This is a genomic window from Bradyrhizobium sp., from assembly GCF_016213215.1.
Classification (GTDB): Bacteria; Pseudomonadota; Alphaproteobacteria; order Rhizobiales; family Xanthobacteraceae; genus Bradyrhizobium.
The window spans coordinates 1-22,784 of the sequence record NZ_JACRAW010000067.1; the positions used below are offsets into that span (position 1 = coordinate 1).

The 22,784-nt window shown below is 63.6% G+C and carries 19 protein-coding genes and 1 pseudogene; 10 read left to right on the forward strand and 10 right to left on the reverse strand.

Annotated elements, in window-relative coordinates; translation table 11 throughout:
• On the reverse strand, positions 1-1,523 hold a 1,523-nt coding region (locus HY852_RS11820; RefSeq protein ID WP_291604852.1), incomplete at its 3' end, for an efflux RND transporter permease subunit.
• A gap of 6 nt (positions 1,524-1,529) precedes the next feature.
• Positions 1,530-2,690, reverse strand: coding sequence for an efflux RND transporter periplasmic adaptor subunit (locus HY852_RS11825; RefSeq protein ID WP_291604853.1), 1,161 nt, complete (start codon positions 2,688-2,690; stop codon positions 1,530-1,532).
• 499 nt (positions 2,691-3,189) lie between these two features.
• On the opposite strand from HY852_RS11825, the gene HY852_RS11830 reads away from it, so the two are divergent.
• From HY852_RS11830 to HY852_RS11840, 3 genes are all read left to right on the forward strand, one after another.
• A complete protein-coding gene (locus tag HY852_RS11830; RefSeq protein WP_291604854.1) occupies positions 3,190-4,185 on the forward strand; it encodes a flagellar motor protein MotA in 996 nt (331 codons plus the stop codon).
• Between the two features lie 67 nt (positions 4,186-4,252).
• Positions 4,253-5,281 (forward strand): peptidoglycan -binding protein, encoded by a 1,029-nt coding sequence (locus tag HY852_RS11835; protein ID WP_291604855.1) that lies wholly within the window; start codon positions 4,253-4,255, stop codon positions 5,279-5,281.
• A gap of 65 nt (positions 5,282-5,346) precedes the next feature.
• Positions 5,347-5,793 (forward strand): GNAT family N-acetyltransferase, encoded by a 447-nt coding sequence (locus HY852_RS11840; protein ID WP_291604856.1) that lies wholly within the window; start codon positions 5,347-5,349, stop codon positions 5,791-5,793.
• A gap of 3 nt (positions 5,794-5,796) precedes the next feature.
• On the opposite strand, the gene HY852_RS11845 is transcribed toward HY852_RS11840, so the two are convergent.
• Complete coding sequence (locus HY852_RS11845) at positions 5,797-7,650, reverse strand: ABC transporter ATP-binding protein/permease (RefSeq protein WP_291604857.1); 1,854 nt, start codon at positions 7,648-7,650, stop codon at positions 5,797-5,799.
• 201 nt (positions 7,651-7,851) lie between these two features.
• Between HY852_RS11845 and rpmE the strand changes: the two genes are divergently transcribed.
• Positions 7,852-8,079, forward strand: a complete 228-nt coding sequence (gene rpmE / locus HY852_RS11850; protein WP_291604858.1) for a 50S ribosomal protein L31 — start codon at positions 7,852-7,854, stop codon at positions 8,077-8,079.
• Positions 8,080-8,195: 116 nt separating this feature from the next.
• On the opposite strand, the gene HY852_RS11855 is transcribed toward rpmE, so the two are convergent.
• A complete protein-coding gene (locus HY852_RS11855) occupies positions 8,196-8,708 on the reverse strand; it encodes a DUF1465 family protein (protein WP_291604859.1) in 513 nt (170 codons plus the stop codon).
• Between the two features lie 436 nt (positions 8,709-9,144).
• A complete protein-coding gene (locus HY852_RS11860; protein ID WP_291604860.1) occupies positions 9,145-9,336 on the reverse strand; it encodes a DUF1192 domain-containing protein in 192 nt (63 codons plus the stop codon).
• A 115-nt stretch (positions 9,337-9,451) separates the two neighbouring features.
• Between HY852_RS11860 and HY852_RS11865 the strand changes: the two genes are divergently transcribed.
• Entirely contained in the window at positions 9,452-10,450 is a 999-nt protein-coding gene (locus HY852_RS11865) for an NAD(P)H-quinone oxidoreductase (RefSeq protein WP_291604861.1), read from the forward strand.
• A gap of 131 nt (positions 10,451-10,581) precedes the next feature.
• Entirely contained in the window at positions 10,582-13,458 is a 2,877-nt protein-coding gene (locus HY852_RS11870; protein WP_291604862.1) for an EAL domain-containing protein, read from the forward strand.
• 8 nt (positions 13,459-13,466) lie between these two features.
• Here the strand turns inward: HY852_RS11870 and HY852_RS11875 are convergent.
• Positions 13,467-13,620: pseudogene (locus tag HY852_RS11875) on the reverse strand (IS5/IS1182 family transposase); the annotation flags it as partial.
• A 131-nt stretch (positions 13,621-13,751) separates the two neighbouring features.
• On the opposite strand from HY852_RS11875, the gene HY852_RS11880 reads away from it, so the two are divergent.
• Positions 13,752-14,666: a hypothetical protein gene (locus HY852_RS11880; protein WP_291604863.1), complete on the forward strand. Its 915-nt coding sequence runs from the start codon at positions 13,752-13,754 to the stop codon at positions 14,664-14,666.
• An 85-nt stretch (positions 14,667-14,751) separates the two neighbouring features.
• On the opposite strand, the gene HY852_RS11885 is transcribed toward HY852_RS11880, so the two are convergent.
• Entirely contained in the window at positions 14,752-14,937 is a 186-nt protein-coding gene (locus HY852_RS11885; RefSeq protein ID WP_291604864.1) for a hypothetical protein, read from the reverse strand.
• A gap of 157 nt (positions 14,938-15,094) precedes the next feature.
• Entirely contained in the window at positions 15,095-15,352 is a 258-nt protein-coding gene (locus HY852_RS11890; RefSeq protein ID WP_291604865.1) for a hypothetical protein, read from the reverse strand.
• A 217-nt stretch (positions 15,353-15,569) separates the two neighbouring features.
• Here HY852_RS11890 and HY852_RS11895 point away from each other — a divergent pair, with 217 nt between their 5' ends.
• Positions 15,570-17,060, forward strand: coding sequence for a diguanylate cyclase (locus HY852_RS11895; RefSeq protein ID WP_291604866.1), 1,491 nt, complete (start codon positions 15,570-15,572; stop codon positions 17,058-17,060).
• A gap of 113 nt (positions 17,061-17,173) precedes the next feature.
• Here the strand turns inward: HY852_RS11895 and HY852_RS11900 are convergent, their stop codons facing one another.
• Positions 17,174-18,055 carry a UTP--glucose-1-phosphate uridylyltransferase gene (locus HY852_RS11900; protein WP_291604867.1) on the reverse strand — a complete coding sequence of 294 codons (882 nt, stop codon included), beginning with the start codon at positions 18,053-18,055 and terminating at the stop codon, positions 17,174-17,176.
• Positions 18,056-18,254: 199 nt separating this feature from the next.
• Here HY852_RS11900 and HY852_RS11905 point away from each other — a divergent pair, with 199 nt between their 5' ends.
• A complete protein-coding gene (locus tag HY852_RS11905) occupies positions 18,255-19,634 on the forward strand; it encodes a lytic murein transglycosylase (RefSeq protein ID WP_291604868.1) in 1,380 nt (459 codons plus the stop codon).
• A gap of 144 nt (positions 19,635-19,778) precedes the next feature.
• Here HY852_RS11905 and HY852_RS11910 read toward each other — a convergent pair whose 3' ends face one another.
• Positions 19,779-20,267 carry a hypothetical protein gene (locus HY852_RS11910; protein ID WP_291604869.1) on the reverse strand — a complete coding sequence of 163 codons (489 nt, stop codon included), beginning with the start codon at positions 20,265-20,267 and terminating at the stop codon, positions 19,779-19,781.
• A gap of 795 nt (positions 20,268-21,062) precedes the next feature.
• Here HY852_RS11910 and HY852_RS11915 point away from each other — a divergent pair.
• Positions 21,063-22,745: an SGNH family hydrolase gene (locus tag HY852_RS11915; RefSeq protein ID WP_291604870.1), complete on the forward strand. Its 1,683-nt coding sequence runs from the start codon at positions 21,063-21,065 to the stop codon at positions 22,743-22,745.
• Positions 22,746-22,784: the final 39 nt, after the last annotated feature.

Sequence of the window (22,784 nt, forward strand, 5' to 3'; positions counted from 1 at the left end):
GACGCATGGCCATGGCCTGCGGCCACGGGCTTGAGCAGCGTCGCGCACAGCGCCGGCGTCAGCGACAGCGCGAGGAACGCCGAGAAGCCGATCGCGGCCACCATGGTGACGGAGAACTGCCGGTAGATGATGCCGACCGATCCCGGGAAGAATGCCATCGGCACGAACACGGCCATCAGCACCAGCGTGATGCCGATGATGGCGCCCGTGATCTGCGACATCGCCTTGCGCGTCGCCTCCTTCGGCGGCAAGCGCTCCTCCACCATGATGCGCTCGACATTCTCGACCACCACGATGGCGTCGTCGACGAGGATGCCGACCGCGAGCACCATGCCGAACATGCTGAGCATATTGATGGAGTAGCCCGCGAGCAGCAGCGTGGCGCAGGCACCTAACAACGCCACCGGTACGACGATGGTCGGGATGATGGTGTAGCGGATGTTCTGAAGGAACAGGAACATCACGACGAAGACCAGCATCACGGCCTCGACCAGGGTCGACAGCACCTTCTCGATGGCGGCCTCGACCACCGGCGTGATGTTGTAGGGGATCTCGTAGCTGATGTTGGCCGGGAAGAAGCGCGACAGCTCCTTCATCTTGGCCTCCACCGCGCCTGCGGTCGCAAGCGCGTTGCCGGTAGGCGACAGCAGCACGGAAAGACCGGCGGTCGGCTTGCCGTTCAGGCGAGTCTGGAACTGATAGCTGAGCCCGCCGATCTCGATCCGCGCAACGTCGCGCAGGCGAACGGTCGAACCGTCGGGATTGGCCCGCAGGATGATGGCGCCGAATTCGTCCGGCGAAGAAAGCTGGCCCTTGACGAGCACCAGTGCGGAGATGCGTTGATCCGGCGGACTCGGCTCGGCGCCGACGCTGCCGGAGGCAACCTGTGCGTTCTGGGCGCTGATTGCCTTGTTGACGTCGTCAGCGGTGAGGCCGTAGCCGACGAGCTTGGCCGGATCGACCCAGATGCGCAGGGAACGCTCGGTGGAATAGAGCGTGGCACGACCGACGCCGGGGATACGCCTGATCTCGCCGAGCACGTTGCGGATCATGAAATCGCCGAGACCGACTTCATCGAGGCTGCCGTCTGTCGAATTCAGGGTGATGATCTGCAAGACCGCGCTGGACGCCTCCTCGATCAGGATGCCTTGCTGTATCACGGCTCGTGGCAGGCGCGCCTCGACGCGCTTGATGCGGTTCTGTACCTCGACCGAGGCGGCGCCCGTGTCGGTGCCCGGAACGAAGTTGGCGATGATTTCGACCTGGCCCAACGAGTCGCTGGTCGATTCGAAGTTCAGGATGCCCGCAGCGCCGTTCAGCTCCTCCTCGATCAGCCGCGTGACGCTGTTATAGAGGTTCTCGGGCGATGCTCCCGGATAGCTGGTCGAAATCGAGATCGAGGGCGGGGCGATGATGGGATACTGTGCGACCGGCAACAGTGGGATCGAGATCGCGCCAATCAAGCAGATGAACAGCGCGACGACCCAAGCGAAGATCGGCCTGTCGATGAAGAAGCTCGGCATGATGCCTTACCGCACGACCTGCGTAGTCTTCTGGTTCTCCGGGCCGGCGGCGGCCTCCTCGGTCCAGGATTGCGGGTTGACCTTGTCGCCGGCCGCGAACTTCTGGAATCCTTCGACGACGACCTTGTCACCGGCTTTGAGGCCGTCGCTGACGAACCACTGTCCATCCTGCATGGAGCCCGTGCGAACCGGCTGCACCGCGATGCGGTTGTCGTTCTTGACCACGAATACCTCGCTGCCGCCGCCGCCATTGCGCTGGATTGCCTGCTGCGGCACCGCGATCGCGTCGCTGTCGATGCCCTGCTCGATCCGCACGCGGACATACATCCCCGGCAACAATTCGCGCTTCGGATTGGGAAACTCGCCGCGCAGCGTCACTTGGCCGGTATAGGCGTCGACCTTGGCGTCGGAGAACAGCAGCTTGCCGGCGGGCGCGTAGACGGTGTTGTCGTCGAGCACGAGGCGAACCTTGGCCGCATCCGAGGCGATGCGCTCAAGATCGCCGCTCTCCAAGGCGCGACGGAGGTGGTTGAGCTCGGTAACGGACTGCGTGAAGTCGGCATAGATCGCATCGAGCTGCTGGATGGTCGCAAGGTTGGTTTCGTTCTGCACCGCCAGGGCGCCTTCGCTGACCAGCGCCGCACCGACCACGCCGTCGATCGGCGCGCGCACCGTGGCGTAGTCGAGATTGAGCTTTGCGCGCGCAAGCTCCGCCTTGCGCCCTTCGACCTCGGCCTGGGCCTGGCGCTCGGCCGCGATTGCCTTCTCGTTTTCTGCCTCGGGCGCCGCCCGCTGGCTGGTGAGCAGGCCGATGCGCCGCGCCTGCTGCTGGGCCTGTTGCAGCACCGCCTCGGCCTTGGCGAGCGCCGCTTCGTTCGACATCACCTCGACCTCGAACGGGCGCGGATCGATCCGGTAGAGCGGATCGCCGGCCTTGACCTCGCTACCCTGCCGGAACAGGCGCTCGACCACGATGCCGGAGACACGCGGACGAACTTCGGCCACGCGCGTCGGCGCGATACGGCCCGGCAGTTCGCGCACCACCGCCCTCACCTGTGGCCGGACGACGACGACGCCGACATCGGGCTCCACCGACTGGGTCTGAGCCAAAATCGCGGAACTGGATTCGTCGCACCCCGCAAGCAGCGGCGCGACGGCCGCGAGCATCACTGCAACGCACGCCGACCGAGATAATATCAATGCGGTAACCCCAGGTTGAGTTGAAACAAGCCGGATTGGACGCCCATCGCGGCCCGCATGGTTGCGGCTTGAGCAAACCACGCGGCTGATGACGTTCAGGATAAATTCAGATTGCTGCAACGCAATGGAAGGCGGCGGCGGCTCAATGTCACACAAGCTACGCTACTGAGCTAACAACGTTTTTTCTCGGTCACCGGATTGTGAGTCGGGCTCGATCGCATCGCATCTGATGCGTGCGCGCGCAACTGTCGCAACCAGGCCCTTCAATTTTGCGAATCGGCCCGAACGCCGAGATCGCGCGGCGGAGGCAGATTGGCACGCCACCTTGTGCCAGGGGACTCTCGCGCGCAGGCGGCGGCACCATCAGGCGAATGCCCCGAATTCGACGCATCCCCGCTGCCTTCCCCCTCGCGCTGTGCCATATTGGGCGCCGCAAATCAGAACGTTGTAACGGATGATACCGGCCATGCCGCACGGCCCTTCGACCCGCTCCGCGATGGAGATGGAACTGACCAAACTGTCATCGCCCAGCATCTTCCTGGTGCGGATGCTGGTCTTCCTGGTGCTCTGCGCGCTGATTGCGGTCGTCCTGTACAAGCAGATCATCGTCGCCTTCCTTGCCAATCCCGGCCTGAATGCGCTGATCGGTGCGGTGCTGTTCGTCGGCATCATCCTGTCGTTCCGACAGGTGATCCGGCTCTATGCGGAAGTTAAGTGGGTCAACGGCTTCCGGATCGCCGATCCCGGCCTGGCGCCCGCACGCCATCCCAAGCTGCTGGCGCCGATGGCCGCGATCCTCGGTGGCGAGCGCAGTGGACGCATGACCATCACCCAGCAGACCATGCGACACCTGCTGGATTCGATCGCCACGCGCCTCGACGAGGCGCGCGACATCTCCCGCTACATGACGGGACTATTGGTCTTCCTTGGCCTGCTCGGAACGTTCTGGGGCCTGATCGAGACCGTCGGTTCCGTCGGCAAGGTCATCGATGGCCTCAAGGTCGGCGGCGAGGCCGGCGCACTGTTCGACACGCTAAAGCAGGGCCTTGCCGCTCCGCTCGGCGGCATGGGCATCTCCTTTTCATCCTCGCTGTTCGGCCTCGCCGGATCGCTGATCCTCGGCTTCCTCGACCTGCAGTCGAGCCAGGCGCAGAACCGGTTCTATACCGACCTCGAGGACTGGCTGGCCTCGACCGTGCGCGAATATGGAACCGAGGGCATAAGCGGCGGCGGCGAACTGCAGGCCGCGGTGGAACGCCTGCGCGCCGTGCTTGAGGAAGGAAGCGCCAGCCGCGGCACGACCGCCGCGATGGCAAGCCTCGCCGAGGCGATCCAGGCACTCGTCTCCCATATGCGGACCGAGCAGCAGATGATCCGCGAATGGGCCGACGGCCAGGGCGAGCAGAACCGGGAGATCAAGCGCCTCCTGGAACGCCTGGCGCGGCATCCGGAGAAGAGTTGAGGATCGCTCCCGGCGGCTGCGGCCCGTGCTGAGCCGCGTCCGGGACACGAGAGAATTGGAGAACTAAATGGCCCTTGCCCGTGCACGACGCGGCGACTCCCAGTTCAACTACTGGCCGGGCTTCGTTGACGCGCTGTCGACGCTGGTGCTGTCGATCGTGTTCCTCCTGTCGGTGTTCCTGGTCGTGCAGTTTTTCCTGTCGCAGGAAGTCTCCGGCAAGGACAAGGCGCTTGAGCAGCTCAACGCCAAGATCGCGCAATTGACCGAGATGCTGTCGCTGGAGAAGCTCGGCAAGCTCAACCTCGACGACCAGCTGGCGCAGCTCCGCGCCGGGCTTGCCTCGGCCGAAGCCGAGCGCGACCGGGTGAAGGGCCTTTATGAAGGCCTCGCCAGTGCCGGCACTGACGCCGCCGGAAAGACCACCGAGCTCAACAAGGCGCTGGATTCCGAGAGGCAGGTTTCGGGGCGCGCGCTGGCGCAGATCGAAGTCCTGAACCAGCAGATCAGCGCGCTCAGGCGCCAGCTCGCGGCTCTGGAAGAGGCGCTTGATGCGTCGGAGAAGCGCGACAAGGAATCGCAGACCAAGATCGCCGATCTCGGCCAGCGCCTCAACGTTGCGCTGGCGCAGCGGGTGCAGGAATTGTCGCGCTACCGCTCCGAATTCTTCGGCCGCCTGCGCGCCATTCTCGGCAACCGGCCCGACATTCGCATCGTCGGCGACCGCTTCGTGGTCCAGTCGGAAGTTTTCTTCGACACCGGTCAGGCCATGCTGCTGCCGGACGGGATCGCCCAGCTCGATACGGTGGCGAACGCGCTGCTCGACCTCGACAAGAAGATTCCGAGCGAAATCCCGTGGGTGCTGCGGGTCGACGGCCACACCGACGTGCGGCCGATCAACAGCCCGATTTTCAAGTCGAACTGGGAATTGTCGGCGGCGCGCGCGATCTCGGTGGTGCAATACCTGAACGCGCGGGGCGTGCCGACCCAGCGGCTGGTCGCCGCCGGGTTTGCCGAATACCAGCCGCTCGACAGCGGCAACACCGAGGACGCGTACAGGCGCAACCGCCGCATCGAACTGAAGCTGACGGAACGATAGGGGATGATCCCGAAAAGTGGCCACCGGTTTTCGGATCAGATCATGCCCAAAGAAGAAACGGCGCGATGATGGTTTTCCATCTCCGCCCCTATCGCGCCGAGGACGAAGCCGCGGCGATCGCGCTGTGGCATCGCACGTGGCAACAGGCTTATCCGCAGATCGATTTCGCCGCGCGCCTTGAGTGGTGGCGCGAACGCTGGAACAAGGACCTTGTGCCAAAAGCTGCGATCGTCGTCGCCGAGCTCGACGGCGCGCTGACCGGCTTCGTTACCATCGACGAGGACGGGTATCTTGACCAGCTCGTCGTTGCGCCCGAACATTGGGGCTCGGATGCCGCGCGCCTGCTCATCGACGAGGCCAAACGGATCTCACCCGATCGCATCACCCTGCTCGTCAACAAGGACAACGCCCGGGCCATCCGCTTCTACGAGCGCAACAGCTTTGTGCATGCCGGCGACGACGTCAATCCCACCTCGGGCCGGCCGGTGCTGAAGATGGAGTGGAAGCCTTAAGGCCTACACCGCCTCGAACTGCAGCCGCGCGAGGCGGGCATAGAGGCCGTTGTCGGCCACGAGCGAGGCATGAGTGCCCTGCTCGACGATGCGGCCCTGGTCCATGACCAGAATGCGGTCGCAGGACAGCACGGTCGCGAGCCGGTGCGCGATGACCAGCGTGGTCCTGTGGCGCATCAGTTCCTCGAGCGCCGTCTGCACCAGCGTCTCGCTTTCCGCATCGAGCGAGGAGGTTGCCTCGTCGAGCAGGAGGAGCGGCGCATCGCGCAGGACGGCGCGGGCAATGGCAATGCGCTGGCGCTGTCCGCCTGAGAGCGTCACGCCGCGCTCGCCGAGCGGCGTATCGAAGCCTTCCGGCAGGCGGCGGATGAACTCGGCTGCATGCGCCAGTTCCGCGGCGCGCTCGACTTCGGCATCCGTCGCGTCCGGGCGGCCGAAACGGATGTTCTCGCGCGCGGTCGCGGCGAACACCACGGACTCTTGCGGCACCAGCGCCATGCGTTCGCGCACCTCGCGCGGATCGGCCGAGGTGATCGGCACGCCGTCGAGCGAGATCGATCCGGTCGCCGGATCGTAGAAGCGCAGCAACAGATGAAACACCGTGCTTTTTCCCGCCCCTGAGGGTCCGACGATCGCGACCTTCTCGCCCGGGCGCACCGACAGCGACACGCCGTCGAGCACGCGCACATCGGGCCGCGCCGGATAGGCGAAGCTGACATCGGCAAAGCCGATCTCGCCGCGCGAGGGGACAGGCAACGCCTGGGCCGATGCCGGCGCGGTGATTTGCGGCTTTATCCTCAGGATCTCGAACAGGCGCTCGGCGGCGCCGGAGGCGGCGGCGACCTCGCCCCAGACTTCGCTCAGCTGGCCCAGCCCTGCGGCGGCGAACGCCGTGTACAGCACGAACTGGCCGAGGCGGCCGGCGCTGATGGTGCCGGCCAGCACGTCATTCGAACCGATCCAGAGAATTCCCACCACGCTGGAGAACACGATGAAGATGATGACCGCCGTCAGTACCGCGCGCGCCTGGGTCGACGTGCGCGCGGCTTCGTAGGCCTCTTCGACCTCGCCGCCGAAACGCCGCTCGGCGAGCCGTTCCCCGGTATAAGCCTGCACGGTGCGGATGGCGCCGACCAGTTCGGAAGCATAGGCCGAGGCGTCGGCGAGCGTATCCTGGGCGTTGCGCGACAGGCGCCGCACCCAGCGGCCGAACGCCACCAGCGGCAGCACGATCACGGGAATGGCAAGCAGCACGAAGCCGGACAGGCGCGGGCTCGTGATCACCATCATCGTCGCCGCGCCGAGAAACAGCATGAGGTTGCGCAGCGCGATCGAGATCGAGGCGCCCGCTGCCGACTTGATCTGGGTGGTGTCGGCGGTGAGCCGCGAGATCAGTTCGCCGCTGCGCGCCGAATCGAAGAAGGACGGCGACAGCGAGATCAGGTGTGCGAACACATCGCGCCTGACGTCGGCGACGATGCGCTCGCCGATGGTCATCACGAGGTAGTAGCGCGACGCGCTCGCCAACGCGAGCACGGCCACCACGGCGATCATCACGCTGAAATAGCTGTTGATCAGCTCGATGCCTTCGGGCGTGAAGCCGAAGTCGATCATGCGCCGCACGGCGACCGGGACCAAGAGGGTGGTGATCGCCGCGATGGTAAGCGCGATCAGCGCCAGGAAGGCCCGGGCGCGATAGCGCTTGACGTAAGGAGCGAGCGCAAGCAGCGGACGGAGCCGGGCCCGGCTCTTGGCCGGCGCCTCCGCGGCATCGGCTTCAATCGACAGGTTTTCGGCGAGTTCCACCGTTTTCGGTGTATCGCCGGGCCGGTCATCCAGCCGTTCCACTGCGCTCATGATTTCCGGACCTGTTCAAGTTGAGGGCCCCAGATAGGCCGGTGTGCCGGCAGCGGCAAATCCGTGAAGTTACTAAGGCCCGCCTGAAGCCACGCGCCGGAGGGCCCGGCTTGTTTTGACAGACCCTGTAGGTTATAGAGCCGGCCAAATCCGTTATCGATAGCCACTTGAGTTTGAGGCGCACGGCGCCAAGGATATGCCATGAAAGCTGAAATTCATCCGAATTATCATACGATTACGGTCATTATGACCGACGGCACCGAGTACCAGACCCGCTCGACCTGGGGCAAGGAAGGCGACAAGCTGCACCTCGATATCGACCCGAAGTCGCACCCGGCCTGGGTCGGCGGCTCCCAGCAGCTCCTTGATCGCGGCGGCCGCGTTTCGCGCTTCCAGAAGAAATTCTCGGGCTTCCTCAAGAAGGATTGATCGGCTTCGTCGGCCGAATGACAAAACGCCCCCGGTCGACCGGGGGCGTTTTTGTTTGGGCCCGTCACTCCGGGGCGCGGCCCCGGCGCCGACCCCTGAATTGGTCGTGGTGACCTTTACCGCTCGAAGGCGGCCTTGAGCGCGTTGAGCTGCGGCACCAGCGGGTTGCCGATCGTGGTGCGATCCGGCGGCGGCGCGTGAATGCTGATGTCGAGGCGACGGACCCGCGCCTGCAGGCTCATGGAGCGGGCGATCAGTTCCTGGAGCTGCGCGGGCAATTTTTCGACCAGATCCGCAGGCCCCGGATCGGCCGCGGTGAGCCTCACCTTGGTCTTTTCCCGGTTGGCCTGGCTCAGCGTCATCTCGCCTTCCTTGACCGCGCGATGCAGCAACAGCCACGAGGCGAGCTGCATCAGGCGCGTGGTCAGCCGCATGCTTTCGGTCGCATAGGTGAGGCTGGCAGCACGGTCGAGCGCCTTGGCCTGGATACGGCCGGCGCCGTCGAGATAGGCCGCGGTCTCCTCGACCAGATCCATGCCTTCCCGGAACAGGGAACCGAACGCCGCGGAATTGGTGAGCCGCTCGCTGAACTGAACCAGTGCACCTTCGCTTTGCGGACGGTCCGACATGGTTAACGCCTCTTACGCCACTGTTTACGCTTCCGGCGTACCGCGCCGGTTATGATGAACAAATCATTGCGCGCGAGCGGGCGAGAGTCCAGCTGCAACAGGGTTTATGGTTTCCGCCCGACGCCATCGCTTCCGATCGGCGGCAACAACGGCGAGCAACTTCGATGACCCAAGGACGAGGCCGCAACGCCTGGACGCGGGCAAAAAAAGAGCCGCCGTGTACCGGCGGCTTTTGAAGTTGATAACAGGGAGGCGTCAAACAGAGTGGACAGGAGCCACTCGGTGTCCAAACGAGGACGGTGCAAGTTATAAACTCGAAAGCTTAATCGACCGTAAATGACCTATTTTTTTCAACCTTCGTTAGCCAAAGTCCGTCATCGGCCGACCAAGACTTCTCGGCGTGCCATTTCTTCACCCGTCCTCAGCGAAAGCTGTTCTACGACTTGAAAATGCTGTTCGCGGCATCGCGCGAAGCGCGCTTCTTTCCTGCCGCCTCCTCGAGCCGCGCGATCTCGGAATGGAGCAGCGCGATGCGCTCGGTCAATTCCTCCAGCGACAGAAGCGACAGATCCTGCCCGATCTCGTGGGTGATCTTTTTCCTGGGCCTGTCCTCGTCCTCGAAAGCCATGCTTGTTCCTCCGCGCCTGAAGCCGCCGGTCAATCAAAAGTGAGGCGGTTGCCAGCTGGAGCGGTGCTGGCTAATCCATTGCCGCCTCAACCCCGCATTGTTGCAAGGACAAATCATGGAAAAGCTGCCCGCGCAAATGACCGTGGTCGCCATCAGCAAGCCAGGCGGCCCGGAGGTGCTCGTCCCGGAGACCCGCGCCGTGCCGCAGCCGGGGCCGGAGGAAATCCTGATCAAGGTTCACGCCGCAGGCGTCAACCGGCCGGACGTCTCGCAGCGTTCCGGCTCCTATCCGCCGCCGCCCGGCGCCAGCGATCTCCCGGGGCTCGAAGTTGCAGGTGAGGTCGTCGCGGTCGGGAGCAATGCCCGAAAGCACAGGATCGGCGACAAGGTGATGTCCCTGGTCGCCGGCGGAGGCTATGCGCAATACTGCATCGCACAGGACGCCCAGGCGATGGCTGTTCCATCGACGCTCTCGATCATGGAAGCGGGCGCCCTCCCGGAAACGCTGATGACGGTGTGGCACAACGTGTTCGAGCGCGGCGGACTGAAGTCGGGCGAGACGCTGCTGATCCATGGCGGCTCCTCCGGCATAGGCACCATGGCGATCCAGCTCGCCAAGGCGATGGGCTCGAAGGTGATCGTCACCGTCGGCGCGCAAGACAAGGCCGATGCGTGCCTCAAGCTCGGCGCCGACCGCGCCGTCAACTACAAGGCGGAGGATTTCGTCGCCGAGGTCAAGGCCGCGACCTCGGGTGCGGGCGCCGATGTCATCCTCGACATGGTCGGCGGCAGCTATGTCGAGCGCAATTACGACGCGGCGGCCATCGACGGACGCATTGTCCAGATCGCCTTCCTCGGCGGACCGAAGGCGACCGTCAATTTCACCAAGCTGATGGTCAAGCGCCTTACCCACACCGGATCGACGCTGCGCCCCCGTAGTAATGCGGACAAGGCGGCCATGGTCGCGGCGATCGAGGCCAAGGTGATGCCGTTTTTGCGGGAAGGTCGCATCAAGCCCCTGATGGACAGCACATTCCCGCTCGAAAAGGCGGTGGACGCCCACAGGCGCATGGAGACCAGCGAACATATTGGCAAAATTGTGTTGTCCGTATAGCCCGGCCACAACCGGAAACCCTTTGATTTTTCACGCTTTCGTGGCATCTATCGCCAACGTCGAACCCTGCCAGCGTGGTTCGGCCAGCGTCTTGCACACTTTCGCTTTGCGTCGAACGCGGAGAACTGACATTGCGCCTGATCAGGTGCCTCGCGCCGCTTGCGCTGGGCCTCATGATTTTTGTCGCCGCGTCCCCGGCGCGCGCGCTTGACGCGGTCAGCGTCCGCAGCGACGCGCCTGCGATCGACCTGACGGGCATACTTGAGCACCAGCGCAGCGATTCCGACCGCATCCAGGTCTCCACCGCGCCGGGCACCGACGGCATCGTCCGCCGCGTCGAAGTCCGCGCCCGCGAGGGCGGGCAGAACTGGGTGGTGTTTGCGCTCGCCAACAACACCGACGACCAGCTCGACCGCCTGATCGTCGCGCCGCACTACCGCATCGTGTCGTCGGGCCTCTTGTGGCCCGATCTCGGCCTGTCGCGCATCGCCACCATCACGCCGTCGGTCGGCGACAGACCGGAGCGCCAGGAGAGCGCGACCGCGGACGTCTTCCGCATCACGCTCGATCCCGGCGCCGTCGTCACCTTCGTCGCGGAATTGCGCACTGACAAGTTGCCCCAGCTCTATCTGTGGGAGCCGGAGGCCTACAAGGACAAGGTCAACTCGTTCACGCTGTACCAGGGCATCGTGATCGGCATTTCCGGCCTTCTGGCGCTGGTGCTGACCATCCTGTTCGTGGTCAAGGGCAGCATCATGTTCCCGGCCGCGGCGGCGCTCGCCTGGGCGGTGCTCGTCTACATCGGCGTCGACTTCGGCTTCTGGGGCAAGGTGCTCGACATGTCGAACAACGCCGAGCGCATCTGGCGCGCGGCGGGCGAGGCGATCCTGGCGGCAACACTGCTGGTGTTCCTGTTCGCCTATCTCAACCTGAGCCGCTGGCACGTTCGCTACTCCCACATCACCGTGGGCTGGCTCGCCTTCCTCGGCTCGCTGGTCGCGCTCGCCCTGTTCGATCCGGCGGTCGCCTCCGGTATCGCGCGAATGTCGCTGGTGCTGATCGCGTTCGCGGGCTTCGCGCTGATCGTCTATCTGTCCACCCACGGCTTCGACCGCGCCGTGCTGCTGATCCCGACCTGGTTCCTGCTGGTGGTGTGGGTGATCGCGGCCGGCATGACGGTCGCGGGCTCCGTCACCAACGACATCGTCGGCCCTGCCCTGCTCGGCGGCCTCGTGCTGATCGTGATGCTGATCGGCTTCACGGTGATGCAGCACGCCATTGCCGGCGGCGGCGCCACCACGGGCATCGTCTCCGACATCGAACGGCGCGCGCTCGCGCTCGCCGGCTCCGGCGATCTGATCTGGGACTGGGACGTCTCGGCCGACAAGGTCTTCACCAGCCCTGAGACCGAAAGCCTTCTGGGACTGAAGCGCGGCACCCTGGAGGGACCGGCCGCCAAGTGGCTGGAAGTGCTGCACCCGCTCGACCAGGACCGTTTCCGCGCAGCGCTGGACAGCGTGCTCGACCAGCGCCGCGGCCGCCTGGTGCAGGATTTCCGGCTGCGCACGCCGGACGGCCACTTCATGTGGTTTGCCCTGAAGGCACGACCGGTTGTCGGCTCGGACGGCGAGGTGTCGCGCGTCGTCGGCACGCTGACCGACGTCACCGAGATCAGGAACGCCGAGGAACGCCTGCTGCACGATTCCGTGCACGACAATCTCACCGGGCTCCCGAACCGCAAGCTGTTCATGGACCGCCTGAGCGCGGTGGCGACCTTCGCCAAGACCATGCCCAACCTGCGGCCGACGATCATGGTCATCGACCTCGACCGCTTCAAACAGGTCAATGACTCGGTGGGAATCGCGGTTGGCGATTCGATCCTGCTGACGCTGGCCCGGCGCCTGACGCGCATCCTCAAGCCCCAGGACACGCTGGCGCGTCTCGCCGGCGACCAGTTCGGCCTCATCCTTCTGTCGGAACAGGACCCGGCGCGCATCACCGCCTTCGCCGAAACCATCCGCAAGACCATCCGCGCGCCGATCGCCTTCAACGATCGCGAGATCTTCCTGACCGCATCGATCGGTCTGGCACTGTCCGATCCGCAGACGCAGCTTTCGGAGGAGATCATCAAGGACGCCGAGCTTGCGATGTATCACTCCAAGCGGATCGGGGGCGACCGCATCGACGTCTACAAATCCGCGATGCGCGCCCGCAAGACCGACCGCCTGACGCTGGAGAGCGAATTGCGCCGCGCCATCGAGCGCCAGGAGATCACCATCCTGTACCAGCCGATCGTTCGGCTGGAGGACCGCTCGATCGCGGGCTTCGAGGCGCTGGCGCGCTGGGATCATCCAAAGCTCGGGCGGATGTCGCCCTCCGAATTCATCACCATCGCCGAGGAGATCGGGCTGATCGTCGATCTCGGCATGTTCGTTCTCGATCAGACCGCGAAGCAGCTTTCGGTATGGCAGCGCGCCATGCGCTCGCGCGAGCCGATCTTCGCCAGCGTCAACGTGTCCTCGCGGCAATTGCTGCGGCACGACCTCATCCACGACATCAGGACCGTGCTGTCGCGCTCCTCGATCGCCCGCGGCACGCTGAAGCTGGAGCTGACGGAATCGCTGGTGATGGAAAATCCGGAGCACGCGGCGCAGATGCTGACCCGCATCCGTGAGCTCGGCACCGGCCTGTCGCTCGACGATTTCGGCACCGGCCATTCCTCGCTCGCCTATCTGCAGCGCTTCCCGTTCGACACCATCAAGATCGACCAGTCGTTCGTGCGCACCACCAATCGCGGCACGCGGCCAGTGATCCTCAAGTCGATCATCGCGCTGGCACACGATCTCGGCATGGACGTCGTCGCGGAGGGTGCCGAGACCGACTCGGACGCGGTCGAGCTGTACCAGCTCGGCTGCGAATACGCGCAAGGCTTCGCCTTCGGCGAGCCGATGGACGCGGATGCGGCGATGCGCCTGCTCACCGAAGCGCGATTGGAAGCGGCGAGCTAGCGAGCGAGCTAGGCCGTGGACTCATTAACGCGAAGCCATAGCCGTATCGATGCGAGCTCAACGAAGGCGAGGTAGTTGGCCGTCAATTTGTCGTAGCGCGCCCCGACGGCACCGTTTGATCTTGTTGAACAAGCGTTCGACGAGATTGCGGACTCGGTAAAGACCTGGGCTGAACGATGCTTCATTGCAACAAGACGACTCGGTTGGCTACTGCGTTGCTCACACTGTGCGCGTTCGTTGGTTGCGGCCCAGTGCGTGCCGATGATTGGAATGTCGGACTAAAGCGCCTCTCAATGCCCGACCCAGTCAACGGGGCGGCCATGGTTGGCATAATCACCTATCCGACGACGGCGCTGGCCTCATCGCTCACGGTTGGTCGTTTCAGGCTTGCGGCAGCGGAAGATGCGTCGCCCGCGGCAGGGAAGTTCCCGCTCGTCATCTTCTCGCATGGCACCGGCGGCCAGCCGGAACTGTATCTTTGGCTTTTCGAAGGTTTGACTGCAAAAGGTTTTGTTGTCGCCGGGCTGGCGCACCCAAAAGACAATTCCAAAGACCGTTCAGGGAGTTTTGGTGATGCGCTACTCGTCGATCGCGCGCGACATATTTCCGCACTGATCGACGACGTTGAACATGATGCAGGGCTCAGTGAGACCATCGACGGCGAAAAGATCGGTGTAGTCGGCCATTCCGCAGGGGGATATACGGCAATCCTTTCCGCCGGCGCCATGCCGGATTTTTCGCAGTTTAAAGGTCGGTGTCGGGAGGATGCGCAGCCGGGACCGGACCGGCCAAGTTTTGCGCACAACCCGTCGTCGTTGCCGGTCCCCGATCGCCGCGTTCGCGCCGTCGCGGCGATGGCGCCCGCGCTCGGTTGCTTGTTCGACCGCGACAATCTGAGTGCAATCCACGTTCCGATTCGCTTCTATCAAGCCGATAATGACGAGGTTCTGCAGCCGGGATTCAACGGCGCTTACTTTGCATCGCAATTTGTCCAACCCCCTGATCTGGTTCACGTCGCAAATGCCGGCCACTTCATCTTTCTCAATACGTGTCCATTCATCATGAGCTTGCTGGCCCGCGAAATCTGCTTCGATCCGAGGGGGACGAACCGTGATGACGTTCATCATCGCTTGATCGAGGATATTGCTCTATTTTTCAGGCATGCGTTAGATTCTGGACTCCATCAGAACCGGGATGATGGCCAATAGGGCAGAGTCGTTTCTCGTGCAGGAATATTTTGTTCGGCTCGATCGCTTTGGTGGACCGTCAAGGCCGGATTTATGAGTACACGGTCTAGTAAGGCTTGCGACGAAGCCCCACGATAAGAGCAAGCCCCGCCAACAGCGATATCGCCGCGAGGCTTCCCCAGACCATGCCGGCCTGTTCGACATAGACATCCTGCGACACGGGATCGTAGCAGCGGCCGAGTTCGTTGAAGCAGTCGCGCCAGCGCCAATAACGGTCTTCGAACGCGAGCATGAATAAAAGGCCTAACCCGATCAGTGCCAGTCCCAGGATTGCCCTCACCAAGCGCACGACCACAGCCTCCCGAACCCTGCCGACGCCTCCGCCCGTCCCGGATCGACTCTCCCGGTGTTCCGACGCTCGGATGCATCGAAAGTCAGACCACGCGATTTCACGGCGACTTCATCTTCCTGAACCGCACGCTCTTGCCGTCAGGCAGGCGCGTTGCGGTGAAACCGGCGGCGAGACAGGCCTCGCGCTGCGGCATGTGCACATCGGGGCTGCGCAGCGTATCCCACCAGGAGGCGCGCTGGGCCGCCCGCGGCAGCGCACCGCCGATGATCTCCTCGATTTCTTCAAAGCTCAGCACGAATTCCGCCTGCTTCCGCTGCTTCAGGTAATCCCGCAGCGCGTCGTAGCTCACAGCCATCGCCTACCTTTCATCCCTCGCCCCGTCATCGCATCCCCAGCCCCTGAGGCCAACCCCAAGCTCCAGACTGCCTCCAGGACCGATCGGCCCCTACGGGGGCCGGGCTTGCCGAAAATCGTCAGCCCTGGATACGAAATCTTAACTGACTGCGGCAGCGGTATCGCAGCTTAAAGACTACGCAAGATTTCGGGCGCACCTGTGGTGCCGGGAGTGAACGATGCTATTCGGACCGCGCCCGGCCCGGCGCCCATTGCGTTTGTCGGCAAAACTGCTGATCGCGTCGGTGGCGGCGACGGTGATCGGCTTTTCCGCCATTTGCTTTGATGTGCTGTTCGACATGCGTCGCGGCGAAATGGAGCTCGCACGCCAAACCCTCGAAAACCTTGCCGCGAGCATCGAGTCTGACATCAATCGCAATGTCGAGATCTACGACATTTCGTTGCGGGCTGTTGCCGGCAACATGCTGCTGCCCGAAATCCGCAGCGTCAGCAAGCCGATCCAGCACCTGATCCTGTTCGACCGCGCCACCACTGCAAAGCATTTCGGCGGCATCCAGGTCTTTGACGCCAGCGGGCACCTGATCATCGATGCCGCGACCCTCGACCCGCGGCCCGAAGATCGCAGCGACGAAGAATACTTCACGGTCCACCGCGACAATCCCGATGCGGGCCTGTTCATCAGCCGGCCGATGCTGCACCGGAGCGCCTATGCCATCGTACTCAGCCGGCGCATCACCGGGACCGACGGGCGTTTTCTCGGCGTCGTCGCCGGCTCGATCCGCTTCAGCTATTTCCACAATCTGTTCGATCAGCTGAACCTCGATCCGGAGGACACCATCACCGTGCTTCGCCGCGACCGCACGGTCATCATGCGCAGGCCCTTCGATCTCGACATCATCGGCAAGAACCTGGGAGAGCGGCCGAACTGGAATCCGGCCAACCTGAAGGAAGGCGGATCCTATGCGGGGCAAGGCCCGGTAGATCCAACACCCCGCCTGTTCGTGCGCACGGCAAGTACAAATCCGCTTTTCGTCGTGGTCGGCAAGCCCCTGAGCGCCGTCCTGAACCTCTGGCACAAAGAGGCGATCCGGATCGGCGCCATCGTGCTCGCGCTTACCTTGTCCGTGCTGGCCTCAACCATCATCCTGGCGCGCGAAATAAACCGGCGCGCGGAAGCCGAGGAAAAGCTGACGGAGATGGCAACGACGGACGCGCTGACCGGCCTGAAGAACCGTCGCAAATTCGACGAGGTGATCGACGCCGAGTGGCGGCGCGCGCTCCGGCACAAAAGCCCGATCTCGCTGCTGATGATCGATGCCGACCATTTCAAGGCCTACAATGACACGTTCGGCCATCAGGCCGGCGACCAGCTGCTGGTCGGCATTGCCATCTGCATCTCGGATTCGGTGCAACGGGCCGGCGACTGCGCGGCGCGCTACGGCGGCGAGGAGTTCGCCGTCCTGCTGCCCAGTACGTCCGAAGGCGACGCGCTCAAAGTGGCCGAGACGATCCGGCTGAAAGTCTTAAGCTGGTCCGACGAGCGGACCAGATCGACCGTCTCGACCGGCATCGCCAGCGTCACGCCCGAGGCCGGAATGGAATGGTCCATCCTCGTGACCGCGGCCGACAAGGCGCTATACGCGGCCAAGGCCGGCGGCCGCAACCAGTCGGCGGTCGCGAAGATCCCGAAGCTTTCGCTGGCGGCGTGAGCAATCCCGTCGGTCTCATTTGCGGGCGACGAATCAAATCCGGACTAACTCCGCGGGAGCATTCCTGGATTGCTTGCGTTCGCTCGCAATGACAGCTCAGCAGCTCGCTTTCGCTAGCTCTCCAGGTATCTCTTCATCTCGGCGATCAGCCCATCGCGCAGCTCTGCCCGTTTCATGCCGAAGGCGATGTTGGCGCGCAGGAAGCCGGCTTTCGAGCCGCAATCGTGCCGCTCGCCTTCGAATTCGACGCCGTAGAATTTCTGCGTCCTTGCCAGCGCGATCATGGCGTCGGTGAGCTGGATCTCGCCGCCGGCGCCGCGCTCCTGATTCTCCAGGATCTTGAAGATTTCAGGCTGCAGGATGTAGCGGCCGGTGATCGAGAAATTCGACGGCGCCGTTCCCTTCGGCGGCTTCTCGACCATGCCGGCGACCTCGAACATATTGCCGCACGAGTGACGCTGGCCGACGCCGCAAATGCCGTATTGATGGGTCAGATGCTCCGGTACCGCCTCGACCGCGATCAGGTTCGATTTCTCGGGGAGCTGTTCCGCAGCCGCGATCATCTGGGCAAGACAGCCGGGGGTGTTGAGCACCAATTCGTCAGGCAGCACCACGGCGAAAGGCTCATCGCCCACGATGTCGCGCGCGCACCAAACCGCGTGCCCGAGCCCGTGGGGCGCCTGCTGGCGGGTGAAGCTGACGGCCCCCGCCTCGGGCTGGTTTTGCGCGAGAACCTCCATTTCGGCCTTCTTGCCGCGGGCGGCAAGCGTCGCGTCGAGTTCGAACATCCTGTCGAAATGGTCTTCGATGACGCCCTTGTTGCGGCCCGTGACGAAGACGAAATGCTCAATCCCAGCCTCTTTGGCCTCGTCGTACACGTATTGAATGAGCGGCTTGTCGACGATGGTGAGCATTTCCTTCGGCATCGCCTTGGTAGCGGGCAGGACGCGGGTGCCGAGGCCGGCGACCGGGAATACAGCTTTGCGGATCTTCATGAGAACAGTCGATTACCTTTTGGAATCGCGGGGACGATTGGATGGCACGTTGCGGGCCGGTTTGCATCCGGGAACAAAGGCGGATGTAGGGCCGCATTTGCCAGCCCGATTGTCGCCCATAAAACTTCACCTTTGTTAAACTATTGGCAACCGTAACAGGGCCTCCTGAGAGCTGAAAATCTTACGCACCGGGTGAGAGATGGATCGATCGATGCGACAAACGGCCGCCTTTCTGGCCGGCGCTGTGCTGATTGCGGCGGCGATCCTGGTGCCCGGCCGCGCCGACGCCCAATCGTCGGGCGGGCTACCCGACCTGTTCGGCGGCATCTTTTCAGGACCGGGCGGCGGAAGCCCCGCGCCGAGCACGCCGGCAACAGGGGGCGCCAAGCCCTGGAGCGGCGAGGACGGCGCCTCCGGCCATCCCTTGATGTCGGCGGCCGCCATTCGGCAGGCGGCGGCGAATTTCGACAACTGCGTCGCCTCGATGTGGCCGGATGCCGCGCGTCGCCGCATCTCGCAACAGAGCTTCGAACACTTCACGGCCGGAATGTCGCCGGACCTGCGCATCATGGATCTCCTGGACGCGCAGCCGGAATTCACCAAATCGATCTGGGACTATCTCGACATTCTCGTGAACGACACCCGCCTGGCCAAGGGCCGCGAGATCCTCGCCAAATACAAGGCGCAATTCGAGGCGACCGAGAAGGCCTATGGCGTCGACCGCTACGTCATCGCGGCGATCTGGGGCATCGAATCGAACTATTCGACCCAGATGGGCGATCGCAGCGTTCTGCAGTCCACCGCGACGCTGGCCTGCATCGGCCGCCGGCAAGGCTATTTCAAGGACGAGTTCCTCACCGCGCTGGAGATCCTGCACCGCGGCGACCTGCGCCCGGACCAGCTGCGAGGCTCCTGGGCCGGCGCTTTCGGCCCGACGCAATTCATGCCGACCGCATTCAAGCGCTACGCGGTCGACGCGGACGGCGACGGCCGCCGAGACGTCGTCGACAATCCGGCCGACCTCATCGCCTCGACCGCGAACAACCTGAAGAAGGACGGCTGGCAGACCGGACAGACCTGGGGCTACGAGGTCGTGGTGCCCAGGAATTTCAACTACATGCTCGCCGATCGCGCCAGGGCCATGACGATCGCGCAGTGGGAGAACCTCGGCATCAGGCGCGCCGCCGGCCAGGCCTTCCCGCATCCGACCGAAAAGGCCTATCTGCTCGCGCCCGCCGGCGCCGAAGGTCCCGGCTTCCTGATGCTGCAGAATTTCCGGGTGATCATGAAATACAACCCGGCCGAGGCTTACGCGCTGGCCATCGGGCATTTCGCCGACCGCCTGCGCGGCGGTCAGCCCTTCGTGCAGCCTTGGCCGCGGCAGGAGCGCGAATTGTCGCGGGGGGAACGGCTGGAACTGCAGCAATTGCTCGCCCAGCGGGGCTTCTACCGGGGCACCCCCGACGGCCAGATCGGCGGGCAGACGCGGGAGGCGCTTCGCAGCTTCCAGGCCTCGATCGGGGCGCCGGCGGATGGATTTGCCTCCTCCGACATGCTGGAACGGCTGCGCGGGCGGTAACCTATGCCCAGAAGGAGTGTGAGGCCGAAAATCCGGTAATCCGGTCCGGTCAATTTAGGCAGCCATTCGTATACGGAGATGCTTGAGCGATCGCATGTTGGATTCCGTTAACCATATTTGTATGTCAGCATCTCTTACCTGTATTCATAGAGCCGGCGGAGGAGGTGGAGGAACATAGTTTACCTCTGGACAGGGTTCTTGAGTAAGCCAGTAGCCGACTTTGCCCCCCAGCCTTACGAACCGCTTCGGCATGCGCCAAAGCATGGTGCTGAAAACCATGAGAGGGTCCTTGCCTTGAATGTCCAAGCCTTCCCGCATTACCTCACGAAACAGAGTATCGCGGGACATAGGGCGCTTATTCGCCCTTAGAATCCTCTCAACAGCGTCTCCAACGATCTCTTTGTCCGGATTGACGTGCTTCTTGGGGATGGGGACCGGAACCGACGGAAGGCTTAGGGTTTGCCCTAATTCCAGTTCTGGTTCTCCAGATGCAAACATCTGATAATCACTGATGAACGCATTAACCCGCTCTAACTCCTTTCGTTTTTGCTCGATCTTCGCCTGAAGTGCATTGATATCGGCGGCAATTCTGTCTCGCCGTTTCTCCGCGTTCTCAAGTGCAGATTCACCCACGGTGCTGTTCCTTCTGTGTTCACATACAATCTATACGCAGGCCGAATTTCCTGCAAGGAACCTTGTGTATGGAATGCAGTTGTGGTTTACTCCGCCTCAGTCGAATCCACTCGGAAGCGACTACGGCCACCCTTTCGGGTGGCCGTGTGTGGTCGAGGAACCAACCAGCTAGATCGAGCCGGGAGAAGATCGAGGAAAATATGAACCGCCGCCTGTGCTTCGGCAGAGAAATGGAGAGGGCTGCAACCCGACTCCAGCCGAAGCGCATATAGGAGATTCATGAGGGGGCGGAAAAATCCGCCCCCTTTCTTTCTATTAAGTGATTTCCATTGGGAAGTCAATACGCGCTTTGCGATTCCGCAAGCTGACTCAATGACTTAGACCGAGAATCACTAACCGTTTGGAATTGCTCGCTTTATGATTCGTGGCCTTACGTCACTTTCGCAGCCTCCTTGGCGATCTTGGCGCGGCGCTCCTTAGAGACCTTCTCGGCCAGCGCTCTTCCGCCCTTCAGGCCGCCCGGCCGTGCCAAGACAGCCGCTGAGGTATCTCCGGATTTACACCCGTCGCGATGTCGATCACACGTCTTGCCAGCTGATTGGATCGATAGGACGCTTACATGTGTATGCACCGCCTCAATCGAAGGCGCCAGCGATCTGTTAAATGTCGCCCAAAAGTAGCCGCAGCGCTTGACGGCGAGGTCCAATCGCCGGCGTATGTCGTAAATTTCGCCCGCTTGCGGCCTGATTCCGTTATTATATTGACTGTTTCCCGACCCCTTCGCGACAGAGCCGTATGTCCAAGCCGAAGTCCAGATTCAAGGCGCTGACTGATACCGGCCCGCTCGTCGCGCTGGCCGTGGCCATCGCGATCCTGGTCGGGATCGTTGGACCTGCTTCGGCGCAATTCTTCAATTTCGGCTTCGGCCCGCCGTCGCGGCCTGCCCCTCCTCCTCCTCGTCCCGGCGGCGGCTTCTTCGGCGATTTCTTCAATCCGTTCCAGCCGGAGCAGCCCAAGCCCGTCCAGAATTTCTCCAAGGCGCCGCCGCCGGCCAAGCGCGACACCGTTCCCGAGCGAAACGTTCTGGTAATCGGCGACGGCATGGCCGACTGGCTCGCCTACGGTCTCGAAGACGCCTACGCCGAACAGCCGGACATGGGCGTGATCCGCCGCCACAAGACGACATCGGGACTGATCAAGTACCAGCCAAAAGGCGACCCAGCGGATTGGGCCGCGGCGGCCAAGGGCATTCTCGAAAGCGAAACGCCCGACGTCATCGTGGTCATGCTTGGTCTCAACGACCGCATGGCCATCCGCGAGGCCGTGCCGGACAAATCTCAGGACAAGACGGACAAGGCGGACAAGACCGACAAGAAGAACGACAAAAAGGATGCCCGCGCCAAACAGGGCGGCAAGCCTGCGGATCAGAAGGGCAGTAGCCCCGCGGCCAAACCGGACGACAAGCCGTCCGACGCCGAATTGCCGCAGGATGACGCGGATAATGATACGCCGCAGGTCATGGCGCCGGAAAAGACCGCGCGCTCCCCTAGCGGTCTCTACGAATTTCGAGACGAACGTTGGGTCGAGCTTTACAGCAAGAAGATCGAGGAGTTGATCGCCGTCCTGAAATCCAAGGGCGTGCCGGTGATCTGGGTCGGGCTGCCGGCGATCCGCGGTCCGAAAGGAACGGCCGACATGCTGTTCCTGGCTTCGCTCTATCGCGAGGGCGCCGCCAAGGCCGGCATCACCTATGTCGACGTCTGGGACGGTTTCGTCGATGAGGCCGGCCGCTTCCTGCAGAAGGGCCCCGACTTCGAAGGTCAGATCCGCCAGTTGCGCTCTTTGGACGGCGTCTATTTCACCAAGCCCGGCGCCCGCAAGCTTGCCCACTATGTCGAACGCGAGATCACGCGCCTTTTGGCCATGCGCACCGGACCGATCGCGCTGCCGACGGAGCCTGCGACCCCGGACGCCAATGCCGTGCCCGGCCAGCCCGCGCCGCGGCCGCTCGCAGGGCCCATCGTGCCGCTGGTTGCGGCCTCGATCTCGGCAGACCAACTGCTCGGAGGTCCCGGGTCCCGCCCGGCCGCCGTCGACGCACTCGCCGCGCGCACCATGGTCAAGGGCGAAGCGCTGAACCCGCCCGCCGGCCGCGCCGATGACTATGCCTGGCCACGGCGCGAGGTCGGGCGCGAGCAGGCCAAGGGGGACACTCCGGTCGCCTCGACCTCGCCGGACGGTACCGTTGCCAATCCGGCCAACCCCAACGGCGCCGTGCTTGTCATTCCTCCCAAGCCGAAGAAGCCCCAATCGGCCCAGCCCGTTCAGGCCGCGCCGTCGCTGCGCGATTTCTTCGGCTTCGGCGCCCCGCGCCAGATGGCACCACCGCCACCGCGCGCACCAGTGCCGGGCGGACCGCCGCGCCCGCCGGCCAGCGTCGGGCGCTCGGCCGAACTACCTCCGTTCTCGCGCTGGTGAGAACAGCCGTTATACCGGGCCCGATCCCACCCGAGGTTC

Bases quoted from the DNA above. Each gene is read 5' to 3' on its own strand.
- HY852_RS11825 (WP_291604853.1), bottom strand. From the start codon at position 2,690: ATGCTCGCGGCCGTCGCGCCGCTGCTTGCGGGGTGCGACGAATCCAGT.
- HY852_RS11830 (WP_291604854.1), top strand. From the start codon at position 3,190: ATGCCGCACGGCCCTTCGACCCGCTCCGCGATGGAGATGGAACTGACC.
- HY852_RS11835 (WP_291604855.1), top strand. From the start codon at position 4,253: ATGGCCCTTGCCCGTGCACGACGCGGCGACTCCCAGTTCAACTACTGG.
- HY852_RS11840 (WP_291604856.1), top strand. From the start codon at position 5,347: ATGATGGTTTTCCATCTCCGCCCCTATCGCGCCGAGGACGAAGCCGCG.
- HY852_RS11845 (WP_291604857.1), bottom strand. From the start codon at position 7,650: ATGAGCGCAGTGGAACGGCTGGATGACCGGCCCGGCGATACACCGAAA.
- rpmE (WP_291604858.1), top strand. From the start codon at position 7,852: ATGAAAGCTGAAATTCATCCGAATTATCATACGATTACGGTCATTATG.
- HY852_RS11855 (WP_291604859.1), bottom strand. From the start codon at position 8,708: ATGTCGGACCGTCCGCAAAGCGAAGGTGCACTGGTTCAGTTCAGCGAG.
- HY852_RS11860 (WP_291604860.1), bottom strand. From the start codon at position 9,336: ATGGCTTTCGAGGACGAGGACAGGCCCAGGAAAAAGATCACCCACGAG.
- HY852_RS11865 (WP_291604861.1), top strand. From the start codon at position 9,452: ATGGAAAAGCTGCCCGCGCAAATGACCGTGGTCGCCATCAGCAAGCCA.
- HY852_RS11880 (WP_291604863.1), top strand. From the start codon at position 13,752: ATGCCCGACCCAGTCAACGGGGCGGCCATGGTTGGCATAATCACCTAT.
- HY852_RS11885 (WP_291604864.1), bottom strand. From the start codon at position 14,937: ATGCTCGCGTTCGAAGACCGTTATTGGCGCTGGCGCGACTGCTTCAAC.
- HY852_RS11890 (WP_291604865.1), bottom strand. From the start codon at position 15,352: ATGGCTGTGAGCTACGACGCGCTGCGGGATTACCTGAAGCAGCGGAAG.
- HY852_RS11895 (WP_291604866.1), top strand. From the start codon at position 15,570: ATGCTATTCGGACCGCGCCCGGCCCGGCGCCCATTGCGTTTGTCGGCA.
- HY852_RS11900 (WP_291604867.1), bottom strand. From the start codon at position 18,055: ATGAAGATCCGCAAAGCTGTATTCCCGGTCGCCGGCCTCGGCACCCGC.
- HY852_RS11905 (WP_291604868.1), top strand. From the start codon at position 18,255: ATGGATCGATCGATGCGACAAACGGCCGCCTTTCTGGCCGGCGCTGTG.
- HY852_RS11915 (WP_291604870.1), top strand. From the start codon at position 21,063: ATGTCCAAGCCGAAGTCCAGATTCAAGGCGCTGACTGATACCGGCCCG.